Here is a 20121-nt window from a genome sequence, read left to right on the forward strand (position 1 = left end):
GATAAGACTCTATATCTCTATGTATTATGAATACCATTTCTGGATAACACTTTGGAGCTCTGCTGTGACAATTTCCCACGTAAAGTTATTGTATGCATGCTCTCTCGCATTAGTGGCTATTTTCAAGCGGTCAGGATGATTTAACGCACTTTGAATATCCTCCGCCATACTCTGTGGTGAAAGCGGCTCCCTAAAAATAAAACCCGTTTCATTATGTGTAATAAATTCAACCATAGCCCCACGCTGACTCGCAATAACTGGACGACCGGAAGCCATGGCTTCAAGTGCAACCATGCAAAATGCTTCATCTGCTATTGAAGGTGTTGCAATAATATCAGCGATTGAATAATAGTGTCTGATCTTATCAGGATGGACACCACCAACAAATATACATTGCGCCCCTAAATACTCTGCAAAATCTTTTACTTCATTCTGATAATCTGCTAATTCACCTTTTTTAGCCGCGTTAGGATCACCGACAATCACTAATTTATAATCATTATTATCTTTAAAAAAGGTATTACATGCCTGCATTAACTCAAGAAGTCCTTTATCTCTAGCAATTCTTCCTGCAAATAAAATAACTTTATCTGATTTATCTAAATTAAAATCTTCACGTTTTACTTCTGGTGATTGAGCATATATATCACCATCAAAGCCATTTCTTACAATTTCAATATGTGCATTGGGTAAGCGTTCTCTGAACCAATTCTTCATAATGTGGCTAGGAACAATAAGCTTTATATCCGATGGAATACCGTTCGGTTCAAAAAAATTATGCATATGAAGGGCAACATTTTTATGCCCTTCTTTTTTTATTATTTTTTTAAATAACTTAATATTATTATGCACAAACATAATACTTTCGTTCGGATTCTGTGCAAAATCTCTTTTTAATTTTACAATTCTATCTGCATAAGAATATGGATCTAATCGGGTCCATTTTTTAAATAGCCGTGTGTATATTTTTCCAAATTTGATACGGTCTATTGCACAATTTTTGTTAACCACTGAATGTGCCGAATACCCGTCATTCTGTATACAAATAATGCGGCTTTCTATATCTAATCTCTTAGCTACGTTGTACATCCATGACTCTACAGCAGCTGCGCTTTTAGGCGGTATAGAGAATATAGGCGTTACTGTAAATATTGCTTTTTTAATCATGCTATTATCTTTTTTTAGTATCGAGTTTTTGAAGTAGATATTTAATACCAGAGATACAACCAGTAACAATAGCGCCCTGCTTCAATAAATGTTTATATTCTTTCTTTTTCTCTGCAAATTTAGTTGCTGGCTTTAAATCTTTTTTAGTCCAAGGGGAGGATGCTAAAGCCTCATAAAATGGCGTTGCAGAAGAGTAATTAGCCCACGTATGCCAAGGTTTTGTCACACCCGTATAATGGATTAAGGCCGTATCCGCTGTAATGATATTCTTATACTTTTGATGTGTGGAATCATTTAGCTCATTTTTGAGGGTATAAATAGTATTAAACCGCCTAGGTAATAATACGAGTTTCTCCCTTAAGATTAAATTCAAAACATCTTGGTCAGGGTACTTATATAACTCTTTTGCATTAGATTGAGAAAGAAGCTCAAAACATTTTTTTGTCACTTGGTTGTGATGCCACGCTTTAAGGTTCACAAACATCACCCCCGAATTAAAATAGGTTTCATTTAATTCTGGTACGTGTAATCTCTCTCCGCTCTTTGCCCTTACACCGATATCATCGGGTACTACACCAGCGATAACATTAGCGATAGTATCGGTTGATAGGTTTAGTGAGCTTTTGCAAATAACATCAGCATCTAAGTAAAGAGCATAATCATAATCATTCGATAGGTATTCAAATGCGATCAAGCGGAAATACATCGCTGATGACCAGACCTCTGATGCGGGTAAAGTTTTGAGTAATGAATTATCCAGCTCATAAACATTAAATTCGACAGAAAACTGTTCAGCAATTAAACGTAACTTATCTAAAAATTCAGGTTTAACAATATCTAAAAATAGATGAAACCTAAAAAATGTTGATGGATTATTTGATAATAATGAAACGGCAGAAACCCCTACACCAAACTGATAATTTTCATCAGAGCCATAAATTACGTTAAAGGCTTCAGATAAAGAGTTCATCTCACTACCCATTATCTGATACTTTTTCATAATTAAATTGTTCATTATTTTTGATCCATACGTTTTGTAAAATCAGCATTAGTCATCGCAATCAAGAGCCCAAGAATCAGCCCTAATGGTTTTAAATCTACTTGCTCAAACATGCCTCTAACAAGGTAAAAGCTAATTAAACTGATGAATAACGCTAAATATGCAAAATAAATCATCTGGTTTTCTCTGTTTGTAAAAACGCTTTTACAGGAGGTATAACCAGCAGAGAAAACAAGTAGGGAAAAAGAAACTAAACCTAAGATTCCAGCACCAAACCAAATCAATAGCCAAATATTATGAGGGCCTATTGATGATCTATATGTCCAATTTGGGTGCTGCTCAACAACACTATTGTACTTTTCATGGAAAACTTTATCACCAGGGCCATAGCCAATTAGTGGATTTTCCATAATTAACTCAAATGCCGTTCCTTGCGTCCCGTTAGTATAACGATGAGAACTATCGGTTTGTTCTAACTTGAAAAAAAGCGTATTTGTGGCATCTGGATATATCATCTTTAGCGAGACTAATCCAATCGCAACGATACCAAAAGAAACAGCCATGAGTTTCCAAGGTCGCTTAAAACATAAAAATAATATTCCTGAAGCTGCAACAGCGAGCCATGCACCTCTTGAAAGAGTACCTAGTAAAACAAATAAAAATACGATACATAAGGCATAAAAATATATTAATTTTGACTTTGGCAACATATACCAAAGAATAGGTATAATAGGGAAGAAAAAAGTCAGTGAATCAGAAACTGATCTAAAGTTATAGGTTGTAAATGGCATTATACCATTCTGGTAAGCTATGATATAACGAACTAATTCAATAGCTAAAAGTAAAACTAACGCTGAGACATAGCTAGTTATGATTAATTTTGAAATATTCTTTACGTTCTCTCTATAAAGAATAATGGGGAATAAAATAGCTAATGACAAAATACCATAATTCAATAAGTTATTATTAACAAACTTTAAAGAATCCTTTGTTAAACTCGAATACGTTACAGATAAATAGAATGCTAAAGAAAGTAGCACTACAAAATAAAATTCTTTATTTTTCAATTTACTGATGACTTTTTTCGTGTCAGAAAATATATAAAATAACGCAGTTGCTATCATAATGTAAAAAAGAATGTGTTTATACCTAGTCACATTCTCAACAAAAAATAAAGTTATAAACAGAAAAATGAGGATTCTGTTATATTTAGATATAAAGCTTGCGTGTTTATCTAAAAAAGACATGATTTTCTCTACCATCTAAAATGTATTATTATTTTGTGATTTTCACTAAGAAATATTGAATTTGAGACTTAATTCCAAGCCAATATAACCCTTGTTTAAATAAATGCTTTGCGCTATATCTCAAATGATTACTACTTTTCGCTTTCAGTAAAGGAATATTTTTCCACGGCGATGCATTTTTAGCCTCTAAAAAAGGTTTCGCCGTTGGGTAATTAGCCCAATCATGCCATGGTTTAGTTGGACCGATATAATGAATAAGTATTGTTTTATTTGTGATCGGATTCTCTTTCTTTCCGTTTTGCAGTTCATAATTTAGACTATATTGCGTGTTATACTTTTGGTCTAAATAAATAACTTTTCCGGTTAATAGCATATTCAAAATATCTTGATCAAGATAAGAAATCTTCGACTTAACCTCATCTTGAGATAAAAGATCCATCGCCTTTAACGAAATATCATTTTTCTTCCAGCTTGCTAAATTTAAAACTAAAAAGCCCGCATTAAAATATCCCTTCTCAATACTTGGAATTCCTAATGCATTTGCTCTTTTTTTCCACCACTCACTATCTCTTTCAGGAACAACTGCGGCAATCTCATCATGTGAAAATTGGATGTCCAAGATCTCTTTTAACGAACCTTGGCACATGATATCAGCATCCATATAGATAATACGCTCAAGTTGATCAGAAAAGTAATCTGCAATAATAAATCTAAAATAAGTCGCATAAGACCAATTTTTTGTACTGGGTAATGTTTTTAACTGCTCACAATCAACTAAATATATTTTTATCTTTGTTTTATATTGTAAAGCCAGTTGGTTAAACAGTTTCGCTTGCGCATCATCAAAAAAATCAGTAAAAATATGAAAAGAAAAAGATATATCTGGATTGTTTTTTAATAATGATGCAATTGAAATACCACAACCATATAAAAAATTACGATCGATACCATAAGACACATGCAAGCAGCCACTAGTTATTGCTTCAGTAGAAGATAAATCAATCTGCTTACTAATTGCACTTTCTTTATTAAAAAACATTCTTTTCTCTCTTTTTATCAAATTACAGCGACTTTCTTACAGTTCGTTCTTTAATTTTTTCTGATCTTTTCTGAGCAATATCCAGTAATCTTTGCTCTTGCCTTAAAATATCCTTTAACGGCAATTCAAAGTAAGTCTTCATAAACCGAAAAATATCGCGTTGGGTTAAACCAATTTCAGCTGAAGAAAAGTATAGCCCAATCAAATCTTTGTTTCGCCAACGCATCGGCACTGATTTTCTTAATTGTGCGCGATGTAAATCAATCACTGAAATTTTTAAATTTTGCTGATCTTCTGTGAAAGGTAGATGCAGTAAAAAATGGCAAATATAACAGTCTCGGTGATTAATGCCTGCACCGTGCATCTTGCGAACCATTTCAGCCACACGCTGGATAATCATCTGTTTGGTTTTAAATTTTGGAGGTTCTTTCGCCCAGTTTGCGCAAAAATCTTCTAAGCTCACCGTCGGCGTCAAATCTTCAGTAATGATAAAAGAGTGGCGACGTAAAGGATTGAAACCTTTCTGACCAAATGCTCGGCCATTCATGGTGTCAACACCGACCTGAGTCAGTGTATGAATGGCATTCCATTCCCTATCCGCCCCTAAGACAGGTAAACGGAACGATATTAAATTTTTCAGTACTTCTTTTAGCGTCGTGCCATAGTGGATTTTAATAAAATAACTTTTGTCATCGAGCTGAAAACGTAGTGTCTTACGGGTTTCTAAGGCACGAAACACCTCACCCTGCAACTTATCAGCCTCAACAAATGGGTCTTTATCTTTCCATAGCTCATTAAAAGGAGCTTTTAACTCAACCATTCGAGCATCCTAAAATAATGTCTGCGGCTTTTTCCGGTAAACTATACAGATCTTCTGTATCAGCAAAGTATTTAGCATTGTTTGCCCATTGCTCACGTTGCTGAGTATTTTGCAAACTCTCTGATAGCACGTTATTCAATATTTCTTGGTCAAACGGCTCTTGAATCACCATGCCACATTGGGCTTGGTTGATAAAAGGCGCATAGCCACAAACTTCAGTCACAATGATGGGTAAACCCGCAACAATTGCCTCAAGAAGCACGATACCGGCAGCCTCTTGATAAGCCGGGTGCATCAGTATATCTGCGGCCGCCATCAGCTCAGCAACATCATTACGTCCACTAAAAAATGATACTTGCGGCTCTATACCTAGTTGCTGCGCTAAGCGCTGATATTTAGCCGGTTTATCCTGTCCAACTACCATTAATCGTGTCTTGCTCCTGATCGATTCAGGTAGTGCCGCCATCGCCTTCAGTGTTCTATCCACGCCTTTGCGTTTAAAATCAGAGCCCACTTGGAGTAACAAAAATGCAGAGTCTGGGATTTGATTTTTCTCTCGATAGATACGTTTCGCGTCGGCTATCTGCTGATCATATTTTCTATCCAGAGCAATGCCTGGCGGTAACATATGAAAACGTTCGGGCTCCGTTGAATAATGCGTTTTAAAATGGGCAATCTGATGAGGCGTTAACATCATTAATTGAGTCGGTTTTCCCATTTGAAAAACAGCTTTTTCAAATGCCGCATAGTGCTTATAACGTGGGGTTAATTTATAGAAAAAGCCTTTTTCTTCCGCCACCTTTTGCGCATAGCAAACATCCGCGGCAAAATAGACATCTAATCCCGGCATTTTATTAAAACCAACAACGCGATCCACAGGATGTTGCTTTAAGTGGTTTATAACCCACTCACAATATTGTGAATTACGCCCATGATTGGTATTAGAGGTGACAGGAACAATGATAATTTCAAAATGTTCCGGACGTTCGCCTTCCCATGACTGAGTATAAACTCGAATATGATGGCCACGAGCTTGGCAAGCTGTTGCAATGCGAAGAAAATCTCGCTGTAACCCACCAAATGGGAAATATTTATACAGACAGAATGCCAAAACCATAATTAATACCTTCCCATCATTGAGCGCATATTCATGGGTAACATCTGTTCAGTAGCTTTAATCACATCCGAAGCAGGGATCACAGAAAGATACTTTTTATTTCTGTCCAGATCATCACGCAGAGGCATGTTTTCATAATCTCCAGCCCAGAATTTCACCACGTTATCACTCCATGGACGCCAGAAAATATGGTTGGTTGCACCAAATAGACACACAATTGGAGTTTTGACTGCGGCAGCAATGTGCATCGGAGCTGAATCTACACCAATAAATAATGCGGCATGGGCAATTAGCGCACCTAATTCAGGGAATGAGGTTTTACCTGCTAATTCAGTAATAGGCCTTGTTTTACAGCCATCCGCAATGTGATTCACACAGTCTAAATCGTCTTTACTTGGACCTGATGTTAGAACTACCTGATATCCACGAGATTGCAGTGCATCAATCACTGCCGAGAATTTTTCGTCATCCCAGCATTTAAAAATTTGGCGAGCTGTCGGTTGGATAACGACGTAGCTACTGTGAACACCAAGGTCCAATAGTTTTTGATCAATATTTTTCCAATCTTGTTCAGCATACGACATCGTCAGATCAGTATTTAACTCTTTAAGTTCTAAAGGTTTAAGAACCGATAAGTTATTTAATACCACATGCTCCCCTTGTGGAGGGGTGAGATGGGTAAAACTGTTACGCCAATATTGGGAATCTCGGTGTTCGAATTGATGAGAAATTTTCATTTCTGCGGGAATGGCTCTTACCAATAGAGAAACCATCCACTGGTCTGCGAGGTTAACGACCAAATCATACTTATTGCTACGCAATTTAAACAACAAGCTTAAGAAATTACAGGCTTTACTTAAACCACCACTTTTCTTTCCTTTCATGCCATATAAAGCATGAATATCGGTATTTTCAGACAAAATAGGAATGGTGTCCTGATAAAGTAAAACATCAATTTGGGCATCAGGATAATTTTGCTTCAATGAGCTGATAACAGGCGTTGTCAGTAACATGTCACCATGAAACCGCATCTTGATTACAAGAATTTTTTTAAACTGTTTTTTCACCAGGCGCTCTTAATCAGGTCTATATGTAAATTGATATGGATTTGACAATAAATAACGTTATTAATTCAATGAATACTGAATATGTTACTACGTTCAGAATAATGGTTATAGTTTTTAATCAATATCCCTTTTGGAACGCTATTTTTTCTGTGATTTTGGCAATTTTAGACATAAAAAAACCCAGCCTAAGCTGGGTTCTTCGTACGCAGAAAGCAAAATTACTTGATTTTTGCTTCTTTGTAGATCACATGCTTACGAACAACTGGATCGAATTTTTTCAGTTCCAGTTTTTCCGGCATTGTGCGCTTGTTCTTCGTAGTGGTATAGAAGTGACCTGTACCTTCAGAAGAAACCAGCTTGATTTTCTCGCGAATACCTTTAGCCATTTTTTAGCTCCTTAGTACTTCTCACCACGGGTACGCAGTTCAGCTAGAACAGCATCAATACCCTTTTTATCGATAACACGCATACCTTTAGCAGATACACGCAGTGTTACGAAACGTTTCTCAGACTCAACCCAGAAACGGTGAGAGTGCAGGTTTGGCAAAAAACGACGTTTGGTCGCGTTTAATGCGTGTGAACGGTTGTTACCGCTCATTGGACGCTTGCCGGTAACTTGGCAGACTCGTGACATGTCTATTCTCCAAAAATCTAATCAGCTCGAGCTTTTTTGTTCTGGGCTTGACTGCCTCGTCAGGCTTTGGAGCCCATCTCAGCAAACTTTTAAGTGATCAACAAAATATATTTATCTTAGCAAAAAAATTTACTGAGATAGGCTCTTCTCGTCAAACCCGAGATCCTTAAAGGTGGCGTAGTATACGCTTTCAATCGTTTTCACTCAAGCCCAACAGAGCAAAAGTTGTCATTTTTTAGCCAAAAAAATAATTTTATAGCCATCCGCGCTCCACAAACGAGATACAATGTTTGTGTCCGACGACAAAATGGTCAAGTAATTTAATCCCCATAATCGAGCATGCGCTATGAATACGTTCAGTCATTTGCTTATCTGCAATACTCGGTTCTGGGTTACCTGATGGGTGATTATGCGCCAAAATAATGCTGCTAGCATTCATTTTCATGGCAAACCGCAAAATTTCTCTCGGATGTACTTCAACTCGGTTCACCGTTCCTTTAAACATCTCTTCGTGGCAGATGATTTGATTCTGATTATTCAAAAATATCACCATAAAAACTTCTCTTTCTTGCCCTGCAAATAGCTCCATTAATCTATTTTTAAGCATTTCAGGGCTAGTCATGTTGTCTTCATAGAGAAATTGGGCTGAAAAACAGCGCCTTGCCAGCTCACTGGCCGCCTGTAACTGAGTAAACTTACAGTCTCCCATTCCTTTACACTTCGTGAGCTTTGCATGATCGGCTTGAATTAAGAGATACAATGAACCAAATTCCCTTAATAATCGTTCAGAGAACTGTAAAACAGGCTCTCCACGACTGCCTGTTCGTAGAAATATTGCCAGTAACTCAGCATCAGATAACGAAGCTGCACCATATGCCAACATTTTTTCCCGTGGTTGCAGCGCAATAAATTCATCCATAATTATACCTTTCTCCCCATAGGCGCCCTTTTTAACCAAAGAAAAAAAGACCAACAACAACTTCAGTAATCCTTTGCGTAGCGCTTCGCAAAAATAGTATGGAGATGCAAAATCGAGTATCTCAACTACTCTATTGATATGGTAAGATGCCCTTCATGTTGACTAAACCGGATAAAGCCATGAATCAACAACTTTCAGATAACCCATTATCAGGTAAGAGAATTGTTCTCGGTATCAGTGGTGGGATCGCCGCGTATAAAATACCAGAGCTCACTCGCCGGTTACGTGATGAAGGGGCATCTGTACGTGTTGTAATGACCTCAGCCGCAAAAGCATTTATCACCCCATTAACCTTGCAAGCGGTTTCTGGGCACCCAGTTTCCGATGATTTATTAGATCCGGCGGCCGAGGCTGCAATGGGTCACATTGAATTGGCTAAATGGGCTGACATAATTATTCTCGCGCCGGCAACCGCTGATTTAATAGCTCGATTGAGTTCAGGTATGGCAAATGATTTGCTCACAACGGTTTGTCTTGCATCTGCTGCACCCATTGCAGTTGCGCCTGCAATGAATCAACAAATGTATCGAGCCTCCGTCACACAAGAGAATTTAATCAGACTGCAACAACGCCAGTTTATGATTTGGGGACCTGATGAAGGTAGCCAAGCTTGCGGTGATATTGGTCCAGGTCGCATGATTGCCCCCTTAGAGATTGTACACTTAGTAAGTAATTACTTTCGTGGATGTACAGACTTGCAAGGGATCTCAATGATGATTACCGCAGGCCCAACACGAGAAGATTTAGACCCTGTGCGTTTTATTAGTAATCATAGTTCTGGGAAAATGGGATTTGCTATCGCCCAAGCAGCCAGTGCTCGTGGAGCCAAAGTGACCTTAATTGCGGGTCCAGTCAGTCTCGCAACACCTGAAGGTGTCGAACGCATTAATGTGACCAGTGCTCTCGATATGTATGAGCACGTCCATCAGTCCATTGCCCAGCAAGATATTTTTATTGGTTGTGCAGCTGTTGCAGATTATCGAGCAAAAACCGTTGCTGAGAATAAAATCAAAAAGCAAGGCGACGAAATTTCTATTACACTCGTGAAAAATCCAGATATCGTCGCGAGTGTCGGTCAATTAAAACAAAATCGACCTTATGTTGTTGGATTTGCGGCAGAAACTCAAAATGTAGAAGAGTATGCCCAACAAAAACGCCTACAAAAGCAATTAGATTTAATTTGTGCTAATGATGTTTCCCTCGCAGATAACGGTTTTAATAGTGATAACAATGCACTACACCTGTTTGATGCTGATGGTGATGTTCGTTTACCACATTGCAGTAAAATTGAATTAAGCCACCATTTACTTGACGAGATACTTCAACGTTATGAAAAAAATCGATCTAAAAATTCTTGATGCCCGTATTGGGACTGAGTTTCCACTGCCAACTTATGCAACGACTGGCTCCGCGGGTTTAGATTTACGTGCATGTATTAGTGCACCTATCGATTTGGCGCCGGGTCAAACAGAATTAGTCCCGACGGGTTTAGCTATCCATATCGCTGATGAACAACTCGCCGCGGTGATCTTGCCTCGTTCAGGATTAGGCCACAAACACGGTGTAGTCTTAGGTAACCTAGTGGGTCTGATTGATTCAGATTACCAAGGTCCATTAATGGTATCTGTATGGAACCGTGGAGATAAAGTTTTCACTATTGAGCCAGGTGAACGTATGGCACAAATGGTCTTTGTCCCAGTCGTTCAAGCTGAATTTAATATTGTTGATAATTTTGATGCAACAGAGCGCGGAGAAGGCGGTTTCGGTCATTCTGGTCGCCAGTAAATTTAGCTCGGTAACCTTTAAGCACAATATAGGCGTTAAGAAAGCGCCTATATTAATGAATAAAGATAGTCATTACAGTGCCTACCTCTCACGTAAATTGTGCAGATTTGGTTATAATCTCTACATATTTTAAATCGCTTTTGTACTGAGTGTGACTTTACTCAGAGCGAAATTTTGGATAGTTTGTCTTGCTGTTTTAGCAGGGGTCTTATCAGACATGGCAGAGAATACAACAACACAAAAACGTAACAGACAAGATGAGATTTTGCAGTCTCTCGCGTTAATGTTAGAAAGTAGCGATGGCAGTCAACGAATTACCACGGCAAAACTTGCCGCTAAAGTTGGTGTCTCAGAAGCTGCGTTATATCGTCATTTTCCAAGCAAAATGAAGATGTTTGATAGCCTGATTGAGTTTATTGAAGATTCACTGGTTTCACGCATCAACCAAATTTTAGCGGACGAAAAAGATACCACCATTAGAATTAAGTTGATTTTAGCGTTGATTTTGGGCTTTTCAGAAAAAAACCCTGGCTTAACGCGTATAATGACAGGACATGCGCTTATGTTTGAGCAGGACCGGCTGCAAGGGCGTATTAACCAACTATTTGAACGTATAGAATCACAGCTACGACAAGTCCTTAAAGAGAAAAAGATCCGTAATGGTCATGGTTTTGTTCACGATGAATCATTACTGGCTTCTCAGCTATTAGCCTTCTGTGAAGGTATGTTGTCGCGCTTTGTACGTTCAGAGTTTCGTTACCGACCTACCGTCGAATTCGAAGCTCGCTGGCCTTTAATTTTGGCTCAGTTACAATAAGCACTTATTTATACTACTCACCCCGCCCGTTATTGGGCGAGGGCTTTTTTTACATCATTAGATTCCGTACTGCTCACGATAGGCTTTCATTGCTGCAAGGTGTTCTTGCATATCCGCTTTATCCGCTAAGTAAGCAATTAAATCACTCATTGTGATGATCGAATGGACTTTGCATCCATAGTCACGCTCAATTTCTTGAACCGCAGAAATTTCACCTTTCCCTTTTTCTTGGCGGTCTAAACATAGCAATACACCATTTAAAATCGCATTCTGCTGTTTAATAATTTCCATTGATTCACGGATCGCCGTTCCTGCAGTAATGACATCATCAACCACAACGACACGCCCTTGTAATGGGCTACCTACTAACGTACCGCCTTCCCCATGGTCTTTTGCTTCTTTACGGTTAAAGCAATACGGCATATCGATATCATGATGCTCTGCTAACGCCACTGCGGTAGTTGTCGCAATCGGAATCCCTTTATAAGCAGGTCCAAAAATTACATCACATTCAATTGCGCTTTCTTGTAATGCCTGCGCATAGAAACGACCCACGAGAGCCAAGTCACGCCCTGTATTAAATAAGCCCGCATTAAAAAAATAGGGGCTTTTACGACCTGATTTCAGCGTAAACTCACCAAATTTCAGTACCTGTTTTTTCATGGCAAGTTCAATAAAATCGCGCTGATAGGCTTTCATTGGTCATTCTCCTCACTAGTTAATATTCATCTATTTTTATTGGGTATTACTTCTGTGGTTTATCTAAAGCAGTAAACCGCAGACATAAAAAAGGCGACTTCTCAGCCGCCTATTTAATTATTAATCTATTTCAGCGCTTCTCGCTGAGCTTCGAAAATGGTGTCTAACCCCGTTTTCGCCAATGCAAGAAGTTCTAAAAGTTCTTCATGGCTAAATGGTTCACCTTCTGCGGTGCCTTGCACTTCGATCATGCGGCCATCGTCCATCATGACGACGTTCATATCCGTTTCTGCAGCAGAATCTTCGACATACTCTAGGTCACACAATGCTTCTTGCTTAACGATACCAACAGAAACCGCTGCGACCATTGCCTTCAGTGGGCTTTTTGTGATTTTCCCCTGAGCGATCATATTATTCAGCGCATCTACCAGTGCAACACATGCCCCAGAAATAGATGCTGTACGCGTACCGCCATCGGCTTGGATAACATCGCAGTCTAATGTAATGGTATATTCACCGAGTTTTTTCAGGTCAACCGCTGCGCGTAATGAACGTGCAATCAGTCGTTGAATTTCCATAGTACGACCGGTTTGTTTCCCTTTCGCAGCTTCACGCTGATTACGAGAATTTGTCGCACGAGGTAACATACCGTATTCCGCCGTTACCCAACCTTGACCTTGTCCTTTGAGAAAACGAGGAACACCGTCCTCAACGGTCGCGGTACATAACACTTTAGTGTCGCCAAACTCAATAAGAACAGAGCCTTCTGCGTGCTTTGTATAATTACGCGTGATCTTTATAGGGCGCATTTGGTCTGCTAATCTACCTGCTGGGCGCATGGTGTTATCTCCGTTATTCACTCAAATTGGCACGTATTATACGTTGTTAATCAGATAATGCCTATCCTGTCATCCGTCATAGCGCTATAATCCCATTAATTTACAAATAATAAGGTAGGAACGAATTATGATCCGTAGTATGACCGCTTTTGCTCGCCGTGATATCAAGGGTGAATGGGGGAATGCGGCTTGGGAGCTGCGTTCCGTAAACCAACGTTATTTAGAAACTTATATCCGTTTACCTGAGCAATTTCGCAGCTTAGAGCCCGTTATCCGTGAACGTCTACGTTCTCGTCTCACCCGCGGAAAGGTAGAGTGTAACTTACGCATAGAGTTAGATAGCGCGCAGCGTGGAGAACTGATCTTAAATGAAGGTCTGGCTCGTCAGCTCATCAGCGCGGCAAATTGGGTCAAAAACTACAGCCATGAAGGCGAGATTAATCCGCTAGAAATTTTGCGTTGGCCGGGTGTGATGTCTGCGGGCGAACAAGATCTCGATGCCATTAGTGAACAGCTGATGGCCGGCTTAGATGAAACAATTGATGCCTTTATTCAAAGCCGTGAAGCCGAAGGAGCTGCTCTACATAGCCTTATCGAGCAGCGTTTAGACGGTGTCCTTGTTGAAGTCGCTAAAGTGCGCCAACATATGCCAGAAATTTTACAGTGGCAGCGTGATCGTCTACAAAGCAAACTCGAAGAAGCTCAAATTCAGGTGGATAATAACCGTTTAGAGCAAGAGCTGATTATGTTGACCCAGCGTATTGATGTGGCCGAAGAGTTAGATAGACTTGAAGCTCACGTTAAAGAGACCCGTAATATTCTGAAGAAAAAAGAAGCCAGTGGTCGCCGCCTTGATTTTATGATGCAAGAATTTAACCGCGAGTCGAATACTCTCGCGTCGAAATCCATTAATAGTGAAGTCACTAACTCCGCCGTCGAGCTCAAAGTATTAATTGAACAAATGCGCGAGCAAATTCAGAACATCGAATAAGTTTTCTATTTTTCAGAACAACTCCAAACCAGCTTATACCTTGTATTTGCTGGTTTTTTATTATCTGTAGATTATTGAGTGGCTCTCAATAGAACATGACTAGGATAGACTTAAAAACAACCATTCAACGGTAAGATTTCACTCGGTGCGATAATCACACATTCTCAGAGTGATGGATATCTAACCAACTGTTGGTTAACACTAATCTACCCTACAAATATAAAGTCTTTTAACGCTTAATAAAAAGGAGTTATATATGGAACATCAGAGCCAACCTTTCGAAAAAATAAAATTACTCTCAGATGATGGTTTCGAGTATTAGTCTGCAAGGGAGTTAGCTCCATTATTAGATTACAAAGATTGGAGAAACTTTCAGAAAGTTTTACATAAGGCAATTCAAGCCTGTGAATCAAGTCATCAAGAATCTTCATACCATTTCGTTGAAGCCAACAAAATGGTTATTCTAGGCTCTGGGGCAAAACGAGAAATAGATGATTTAAACTTATCCCGTTACGCTTGCTACCTTGTTGTTCAAAATGGCGACCCAAGCAAACCCGTTATTGCAGCAGGACAAACCTATTTTGCCATTCAAACAAGACGACAAGAATTAGCTGATGATGACGTATTCAAAAAATTACGTGAAGATGAAAAACGTCTATTTCTTCATAACGAATTGAAAGAACATAATAAACAGTTAGTTGAAACCGCTCAACAAGCCGGCGTTGAGACAAATATTGATTTTGCGATATTCCAAAACCATGGATACAAAGGTTTATACGGTGGATTAGACCAAAAAGGCATCCATCAACATAAAGGCTTAAAAAAATCACAAAAAATTTTAGACCATATGGGGTCGACAGAACTCGCTGCTAACTTATTTAGATCCACACAAGCAGAAGAAAAACTCAGACGAGACAATGTACAAAGTAAAACGCATGCAAATCAAACACACTTTGATGTAGGAAGTAAGGTTCGAGATACGATTCGTGAACTTGGTGGAACCATGCCAGAAGATTTGCCGTCACCAGAAAAAAGTATTAAGCAGTTAGAAACTGCAGAAAAGAAAAAACTGAATCAATAGCCTTAAATCATGACAGAAACGCTCCAGTTAAAAAACAGCTGATAAAAAGAAGGCAATATGTCCACAGTAGAACAATTTGATCCGACTACCCAAACTTTAGTTTTACAGCAACTCCAACAAAACTCGCCCTTGCTCCACTGCATGACTAATGATGTCGTGCAAACCTTTACCGCAAATGTCTTATTAGCATTGGGCTGCTCACCCGCGATGGTCATTGAAGCAGAAGAAGCGGAGCAATTTGCTGCCATTGCTAGCAGCTTACTGATTAATGTTGGCACCTTAACTACAGAGCGACAAAATGCGATGTACTTAGCAGTGAAAAGTGCCAATGTGGCTCAAAAGCCGTGGGTACTCGACCCCGTCGCCGTCGGTGCATTAAAATTTAGAACTCAGTTTTGCCACAAATTACTCTTCTTACAACCCAGTGCAATTCGTGGAAATGCATCTGAAATCATGGCGCTCGTTGGTGCTAGTCAAGGGGGAAAAGGCGTAGATTCATTGAATTCGACGGATGATGCGCTCCCCGCTGCTAAATTGTTAGCCAAACAGGTTAATACGATTGTTGCGATTAGCGGGGAAGTAGATTACATCACTGATGGGGAACGCGTTATCGCCGTACAGGGTGGAAACCCTCTGATGACTCGAGTGGTAGGAACAGGCTGCGCGTTATCTGCGGTGGTTGCTGCATGTTGTGCGCTTCCCGGAGATAAGCTGACCAATGTCGCCAGTGCATGTGCCATCATGAAGCGAGCTGGTGAAGCTGCCTCTCAACGCTGCCGTGGAACGGGAAGCTTTATTCCAGAATTTTTAGATGCGTTATCTCGCCCCTAAAAAGCAAATTGCCCCAACTAAGTGGGGCAATCAATAGTAACTGTTAATAATTAATCATTACCAAACAGGTCGCGGGTATACACTTTATCCACTACATCTTCCAACTCTGGTACCATGCGGTTAGTCAGAATAATGTCGCTTTCCGCTTTAAAGGCATCTAAGTCACGGATCACTTTAGAGCGGAAGAATTCATCTTCTTTTAAAACGGGTTCGTAGACGATAACTTCAATGCCTTTGGCTTTAATACGTTTCATCACCCCTTGCACTGCAGAGGAGCGGAAATTATCGGAGCCCGCTTTCATGACTAAGCGATACACGCCCACTTTACGTGGCGCTTTAGCAATAATCGCATCCGAGATAAAGTCTTTGCGGGTACGGTTTGATTCTACGATGGCATTAATTAGGGTATTTGGCACATCATCGTAGTTTGCCAGTAGCTGCTTGGTGTCTTTCGGTAAGCAATAACCACCATAACCAAAGGATGGGTTATTGTAATGGCTGCCAATACGTGGGTCTAAAGAAACACCCTCGATAATTTGGCGGGCATTCAAACCACGGCTTTCGGCATAAGTATCTAATTCATTGAAATAGGCGACGCGCATCGCTAAATAGGTGTTTGCGAACAGCTTGATAGCTTCGGCTTCAGTGCCATCAGTAAACAACACTGGAACGTCTTTTTTAATCGCGCCTTCGAGTAACAGGTTAGCAAAAATTTGTGCACGTTCAGAGCGCTCGCCCACCACAATACGGGAAGGATATAAGTTATCCCACAGCGCACGACCTTCACGTAAAAATTCCGGGGAGAAAATCACATTGGTGTAACCAAACTCATCACGCAGACGCGCGGTAAAGCCCACGGGAATGGTGGATTTCACGATAATAGTCGCATCTGGATTCAGTGTGTTCACATCGTGAATGACAGATTCCACTGAATTGGTGTTGAAGTAGTTGGTTTTTGGGTCGTAATCTGTCGGCGTCGCCACAATCACATATTGTGCACCCGTATAGGCTTCAACTTTGTCTTGTGTTGCGCGAAAGTTTAGCGTTTTTTCGGTTAAAAACCGCTCGATTTCAGTATCGATAATCGGCGATTGCTTGTTATTCAGCATGGCCACTTTTTCAGGGATGATATCGACCGCCACCACTTCGTGGTGCTGAGACAGTAACATGGCGTTAGACAGACCGACATAGCCGGTACCTGCGATTGCTATTTTCACAGTAAACCTCTAATCAATAAATTATTAAATTTTGTAGTATGACTTATACCAGTCGACAAACGCCTGTACACCTTGTTCTATGGTAACGTGAGGGCGGTAGCCCGTTGCCTTAAAGAGGTCTTCGGTATCAGCCCATGTCGTGTAAACATCCCCGGCTTGCATCGGTAAAAAGTTTTTGATGGCTTCTTTGCCTAATGCTTTTTCCAGCGCTGAAATAAATTCAATTAATTTAACCGGCTGACCATTACCAATATTATAAATACGGTAAGGCGCACTGCTTTCAGCGGGAGAATCCGAACGGTTTTGCGGGTCTGCTTGTGGAATGATATCTGAAATACGGATCACTCCCTCGACAATATCATCAATGAAAGTGAAATCACGGCTCAGATCGCCGTTATTATAAACATCGATGGGTTCACCCGCTAAGATAGCCTTAGTGAACTTAAACAGTGCCATGTCCGGGCGACCCCATGGACCATAAACGGTGAAAAAGCGCAGTCCCGTCGTCGGCAGCTGATAGAGATGTGAATAGGAGTGAGCCATCAATTCATTGGCTTTTTTGGTTGCCGCATACAATGAAATAGGATGATCCGTTGGCATATCGGTAGTGAATGGCATTTTATCGGTCACACCATACACTGAGCTCGATGAGGCATATACCAAGTGCTTCACTTTTGCTTGGCGGCAGCCTTCTAAAATAGCCAAATGCCCATTGAGATTGCTGTCTGCATAGGCAAAAGGATTTTGTAATGAATAACGCACTCCAGCTTGCGCAGCAAGATGGATAACACGGTCAAAATTTTCTTGGGTACACAGCACCAACACTTTTTCGCGGTCTGTAATATCAAGAGGAATAAAACGGAACTGTGGATATTGCTCAAGAATATGCAATCGAGACTGTTTTAATCCCTGATCATAATAGGCATTCATATTATCGATACCGATAACTTCATGCCCACTTTCTAGCAGTCGTTGGCACAATCTAAATCCAATAAAACCGGCACTTCCCGTGACCAAATATTTCATATTCGTTATCTTCTTGCGTTAATCAAGTTGTGGCTTATCCGCATTCTAGCATTATTTATGCATGACTACTTTGCCGCATCTTTGTTGGCAACATTTAATACGTTGTAAATATAATGGCGATAACCATCCAATAACTGCTTATCTTCACAGTCATTCAGTTTACCATCACATAAGTGACGCATTTTAATGTTCGCTTCATAAAATGGCGAAATTTTCAGGTTTGCCCGCTCTAATAAAATGCCACCAAGGAAAGAGATATCGGTTAACTCACCCACGTTAATTGGTGTGGCAGCTTTAAGATTATCCCTGAGAGTAAACTGCGTAAGATAAGCTGGCGTCGGGAATGTTGATTTATACTGGTTTAAGCTAATTCCCGGTTGGTGATCCCCAAAATATAAGAACATCAGCGGACGCTGGCGTTTTTCCATGAAGGAGACAAAATCACGGATAGAGGCATCTGAGTGAACGATTTTCTCCATATAATGGCTAAATTCACCCGCAGCCTCTTTATTGTCTAATTTATCTTTGATTCCATAATCATCACTGTGCCCCTCTTTATAAGGGCCGTGCTCATACATGGTTAACGAGAAAATAAACACGGGCTTATCTGTTTCTTTCTCCAAAATTTTTTTCACGTACTTCAGCATATCTTCTGTGCTGATCGTCCATAAATTATCTTGTAATTTACCCGGATACCCCAACTCTTGAGGTTGGATAATGCGGTCTACACCGAGGGTTTCATAAGCATGTCCAGAGTGATATGCCCCTTTATTAAAGGGTGTCAGTACCACGGTATAATAACCGTTGGCTTTCATCTCTTTAAACAAACCGTGGTTTAAATGGTCGACAACAAAATAGAAAACACCGCTTTTTTGTGAGCCAAAGTCATCACTGTTTAAGCCCGTTAATGCAGAAAACTCAGATAACCACGTTCCCCCACCAAAGGTTTGAACACGCATTGGGCTATGTGCAACAACGTTTGCATCTTGCTGGAACATAAATAATTCCGGCAATTTAACGCCTTCAGGTAAATCATAGACTTTGGGATCAACAGAGGATTCTTGCAGTAACAGAACGATATCTGGCTTTTCTGATTCGCCTTGATTGTTAAGAACCACATCCGCCGCTTTTTTCTCAAAATAGCTTGAGTCACCGACAAAATGAGGGGATTTATATTTGGCATTATTTGCCGACATCACTAAGTTAGTGACCGTACCACGCCCTTTTGGCAACGTTTGAGACCATCGATCGTAATAATGAGCACTGGCCCAATCGGCGCCAAAATAACCCGCAACCACCATGAGTATACTCACTACCCGAGAAATCCATCGTTTGCACGGTGTGGATAAACGCCAACTAATGATTCCGTTAATGATTAAGACGATAAATAACCCGATTACCGCCAAACCCGCTAACCAATAGTGACCTAAAGTGCCCAAGTTGGAGGTATCGGTCATCAAATTAATATCAGTGAAAAAAAGCTGCTCTTTGTAATAATGAACTTTTAACTGATTAAATATTTTGATAATGATAAATAGTGTACTGGTTACAATCGCGGAGAATAGCCAGCGAGCTGTCAGGGTGAATAAGACACCAAAGATAATGGCGAAGACACTGACGGAAATCAGCGCTGGATATATTACGCTACTTTTTTCAAAAACAAGAAAAAGGGAGCCTATAAAAATGAGCGCCAGATAAATACTCGCAATGATCTTTTTATTCATTCGACTTACCAAAATTCCAATGTGATGTACTAAGTTGGATA

The 20121-nt window shown here is 40.0% G+C and carries 20 protein-coding genes and 1 pseudogene; 6 read left to right on the forward strand and 15 right to left on the reverse strand.

All coding sequences use genetic code 11. The features are described 5' to 3' along the window. Window positions 1-24: 24 nt before the first annotated feature. From EL244_RS17680 to radC, 10 genes are all read right to left on the reverse strand, one after another. A complete protein-coding gene (locus tag EL244_RS17680) occupies window positions 25-1167 on the reverse strand; it encodes a glycosyltransferase (protein WP_126462627.1) in 1143 nt (380 codons plus the stop codon). A gap of 4 nt (window positions 1168-1171) precedes the next feature. After that, on the reverse strand, window positions 1172-2182 hold the full coding sequence (locus tag EL244_RS17685) for a glycosyltransferase family 8 protein (protein ID WP_126462630.1): 1011 nt from the start codon (window positions 2180-2182) through the stop codon (window positions 1172-1174). After that, window positions 2182-3414: an O-antigen ligase RfaL gene (gene rfaL / locus EL244_RS17690; protein WP_126462632.1), complete on the reverse strand. Its 1233-nt coding sequence runs from the start codon at window positions 3412-3414 to the stop codon at window positions 2182-2184. Before rfaL ends, EL244_RS17685 begins: the two co-directional genes overlap by 1 nt. A gap of 28 nt (window positions 3415-3442) precedes the next feature. Next, a complete protein-coding gene (gene waaO / locus EL244_RS17695; RefSeq protein ID WP_126462635.1) occupies window positions 3443-4453 on the reverse strand; it encodes a lipopolysaccharide 3-alpha-galactosyltransferase in 1011 nt (336 codons plus the stop codon). 22 nt (window positions 4454-4475) lie between these two features. Then, entirely contained in the window at window positions 4476-5273 is a 798-nt protein-coding gene (gene rfaP / locus EL244_RS17700; protein ID WP_126462637.1) for a lipopolysaccharide core heptose(I) kinase RfaP, read from the reverse strand. Beyond that, the gene (locus EL244_RS17705; RefSeq protein WP_126462640.1) at window positions 5266-6390 is read right to left on the reverse strand and encodes a glycosyltransferase family 4 protein; all 1125 of its coding nucleotides are present in this window, start codon (window positions 6388-6390) and stop codon (window positions 5266-5268) included. The genes rfaP and EL244_RS17705 overlap by 8 nt, the downstream gene beginning before the upstream one ends. 2 nt (window positions 6391-6392) lie before the next feature. Continuing rightward, the gene (gene rfaQ, locus EL244_RS17710; protein ID WP_006816178.1) at window positions 6393-7457 is read right to left on the reverse strand and encodes a lipopolysaccharide core heptosyltransferase RfaQ; all 1065 of its coding nucleotides are present in this window, start codon (window positions 7455-7457) and stop codon (window positions 6393-6395) included. Window positions 7458-7675: 218 nt separating this feature from the next. Then, window positions 7676-7843: a 50S ribosomal protein L33 gene (gene rpmG, locus EL244_RS17715; RefSeq protein WP_004265124.1), complete on the reverse strand. Its 168-nt coding sequence runs from the start codon at window positions 7841-7843 to the stop codon at window positions 7676-7678. A gap of 11 nt (window positions 7844-7854) precedes the next feature. Continuing rightward, entirely contained in the window at window positions 7855-8091 is a 237-nt protein-coding gene (gene rpmB / locus EL244_RS17720; protein ID WP_004265123.1) for a 50S ribosomal protein L28, read from the reverse strand. A 253-nt stretch (window positions 8092-8344) separates the two neighbouring features. Further along, entirely contained in the window at window positions 8345-9010 is a 666-nt protein-coding gene (gene radC, locus EL244_RS17730) for a RadC family protein (protein ID WP_126462643.1), read from the reverse strand. A 179-nt stretch (window positions 9011-9189) separates the two neighbouring features. On the opposite strand from radC, the gene coaBC reads away from it, so the two are divergent. The 3 genes from coaBC to slmA all read left to right on the forward strand — a co-directional run bounded on the left by coaBC (window position 9190) and on the right by slmA (window position 11672). Further along, window positions 9190-10428 (forward strand): bifunctional phosphopantothenoylcysteine decarboxylase/phosphopantothenate--cysteine ligase CoaBC, encoded by a 1239-nt coding sequence (coaBC, locus tag EL244_RS17735; RefSeq protein WP_126462914.1) that lies wholly within the window; start codon window positions 9190-9192, stop codon window positions 10426-10428. After that, entirely contained in the window at window positions 10400-10855 is a 456-nt protein-coding gene (dut, locus tag EL244_RS17740; protein WP_126462646.1) for a dUTP diphosphatase, read from the forward strand. The genes coaBC and dut overlap by 29 nt, the downstream gene beginning before the upstream one ends. A gap of 217 nt (window positions 10856-11072) precedes the next feature. Next, the gene (gene slmA / locus EL244_RS17745) at window positions 11073-11672 is read left to right on the forward strand and encodes a nucleoid occlusion factor SlmA (protein WP_039855863.1); all 600 of its coding nucleotides are present in this window, start codon (window positions 11073-11075) and stop codon (window positions 11670-11672) included. A gap of 57 nt (window positions 11673-11729) precedes the next feature. Here the strand turns inward: slmA and pyrE are convergent, their stop codons facing one another. Next, window positions 11730-12371: an orotate phosphoribosyltransferase gene (gene pyrE, locus EL244_RS17750; protein ID WP_006816173.1), complete on the reverse strand. Its 642-nt coding sequence runs from the start codon at window positions 12369-12371 to the stop codon at window positions 11730-11732. 125 nt (window positions 12372-12496) lie between these two features. Next, window positions 12497-13210, reverse strand: coding sequence for a ribonuclease PH (gene rph / locus EL244_RS17755; protein ID WP_006816172.1), 714 nt, complete (start codon window positions 13208-13210; stop codon window positions 12497-12499). Window positions 13211-13337: 127 nt separating this feature from the next. Here rph and EL244_RS17760 point away from each other — a divergent pair, with 127 nt between their 5' ends. The 3 genes and pseudogenes from EL244_RS17760 (at window position 13338) to thiM (ending at window position 16113) form a co-directional block, all read left to right on the forward strand. Further along, window positions 13338-14201 (forward strand): YicC/YloC family endoribonuclease, encoded by an 864-nt coding sequence (locus tag EL244_RS17760; RefSeq protein ID WP_039855860.1) that lies wholly within the window; start codon window positions 13338-13340, stop codon window positions 14199-14201. A 256-nt stretch (window positions 14202-14457) separates the two neighbouring features. Then, window positions 14458-15282, forward strand: a pseudogene (gene dinD / locus EL244_RS17765) (DNA damage-inducible protein D). Window positions 15283-15339: 57 nt separating this feature from the next. Then, window positions 15340-16113: a hydroxyethylthiazole kinase gene (gene thiM, locus EL244_RS17770; RefSeq protein ID WP_126462650.1), complete on the forward strand. Its 774-nt coding sequence runs from the start codon at window positions 15340-15342 to the stop codon at window positions 16111-16113. A gap of 50 nt (window positions 16114-16163) precedes the next feature. On the opposite strand, the gene EL244_RS17775 is transcribed toward thiM, so the two are convergent. The 3 genes from EL244_RS17775 to EL244_RS17785 all read right to left on the reverse strand — a co-directional run bounded on the left by EL244_RS17775 (window position 16164) and on the right by EL244_RS17785 (window position 20080). After that, window positions 16164-17330, reverse strand: a complete 1167-nt coding sequence (locus EL244_RS17775; protein ID WP_126462654.1) for a nucleotide sugar dehydrogenase — start codon at window positions 17328-17330, stop codon at window positions 16164-16166. 24 nt (window positions 17331-17354) lie between these two features. Further along, window positions 17355-18356: an NAD-dependent epimerase gene (locus EL244_RS17780; RefSeq protein ID WP_006816166.1), complete on the reverse strand. Its 1002-nt coding sequence runs from the start codon at window positions 18354-18356 to the stop codon at window positions 17355-17357. A gap of 65 nt (window positions 18357-18421) precedes the next feature. Beyond that, the gene (locus tag EL244_RS17785; RefSeq protein ID WP_126462657.1) at window positions 18422-20080 is read right to left on the reverse strand and encodes an LTA synthase family protein; all 1659 of its coding nucleotides are present in this window, start codon (window positions 20078-20080) and stop codon (window positions 18422-18424) included. Window positions 20081-20121 lie beyond the last annotated feature (41 nt).

Origin of the sequence: Providencia rustigianii (genome assembly GCF_900637755.1) — a bacterium.
GTDB lineage: Bacteria > Pseudomonadota > Gammaproteobacteria > Enterobacterales > Enterobacteriaceae > Providencia > Providencia rustigianii.

What these genes read in the sequence shown, in the direction of transcription:
- thiM (WP_126462650.1), top strand. Translation starts at nt 15,340, where the DNA reads ATGTCCACAGTAGAACAATTTGATCCGACTACCCAAACTTTAGTTTTA.
- EL244_RS17760 (WP_039855860.1), top strand. Translation starts at nt 13,338, where the DNA reads ATGATCCGTAGTATGACCGCTTTTGCTCGCCGTGATATCAAGGGTGAA.
- EL244_RS17785 (WP_126462657.1), bottom strand. Translation starts at nt 20,080, where the DNA reads ATGAATAAAAAGATCATTGCGAGTATTTATCTGGCGCTCATTTTTATA.
- waaO (WP_126462635.1), bottom strand. Translation starts at nt 4,453, where the DNA reads ATGTTTTTTAATAAAGAAAGTGCAATTAGTAAGCAGATTGATTTATCT.
- EL244_RS17685 (WP_126462630.1), bottom strand. Translation starts at nt 2,182, where the DNA reads ATGAACAATTTAATTATGAAAAAGTATCAGATAATGGGTAGTGAGATG.
- dut (WP_126462646.1), top strand. Translation starts at nt 10,400, where the DNA reads ATGAAAAAAATCGATCTAAAAATTCTTGATGCCCGTATTGGGACTGAG.
- rfaP (WP_126462637.1), bottom strand. Translation starts at nt 5,273, where the DNA reads ATGGTTGAGTTAAAAGCTCCTTTTAATGAGCTATGGAAAGATAAAGAC.
- slmA (WP_039855863.1), top strand. Translation starts at nt 11,073, where the DNA reads ATGGCAGAGAATACAACAACACAAAAACGTAACAGACAAGATGAGATT.
- coaBC (WP_126462914.1), top strand. Translation starts at nt 9,190, where the DNA reads ATGAATCAACAACTTTCAGATAACCCATTATCAGGTAAGAGAATTGTT.
- rpmB (WP_004265123.1), bottom strand. Translation starts at nt 8,091, where the DNA reads ATGTCACGAGTCTGCCAAGTTACCGGCAAGCGTCCAATGAGCGGTAAC.
- EL244_RS17705 (WP_126462640.1), bottom strand. Translation starts at nt 6,390, where the DNA reads ATGGTTTTGGCATTCTGTCTGTATAAATATTTCCCATTTGGTGGGTTA.
- rpmG (WP_004265124.1), bottom strand. Translation starts at nt 7,843, where the DNA reads ATGGCTAAAGGTATTCGCGAGAAAATCAAGCTGGTTTCTTCTGAAGGT.
- radC (WP_126462643.1), bottom strand. Translation starts at nt 9,010, where the DNA reads ATGGATGAATTTATTGCGCTGCAACCACGGGAAAAAATGTTGGCATAT.
- EL244_RS17780 (WP_006816166.1), bottom strand. Translation starts at nt 18,356, where the DNA reads ATGAAATATTTGGTCACGGGAAGTGCCGGTTTTATTGGATTTAGATTG.
- rfaL (WP_126462632.1), bottom strand. Translation starts at nt 3,414, where the DNA reads ATGTCTTTTTTAGATAAACACGCAAGCTTTATATCTAAATATAACAGA.
- EL244_RS17680 (WP_126462627.1), bottom strand. Translation starts at nt 1,167, where the DNA reads ATGATTAAAAAAGCAATATTTACAGTAACGCCTATATTCTCTATACCG.
- pyrE (WP_006816173.1), bottom strand. Translation starts at nt 12,371, where the DNA reads ATGAAAGCCTATCAGCGCGATTTTATTGAACTTGCCATGAAAAAACAG.
- rph (WP_006816172.1), bottom strand. Translation starts at nt 13,210, where the DNA reads ATGCGCCCAGCAGGTAGATTAGCAGACCAAATGCGCCCTATAAAGATC.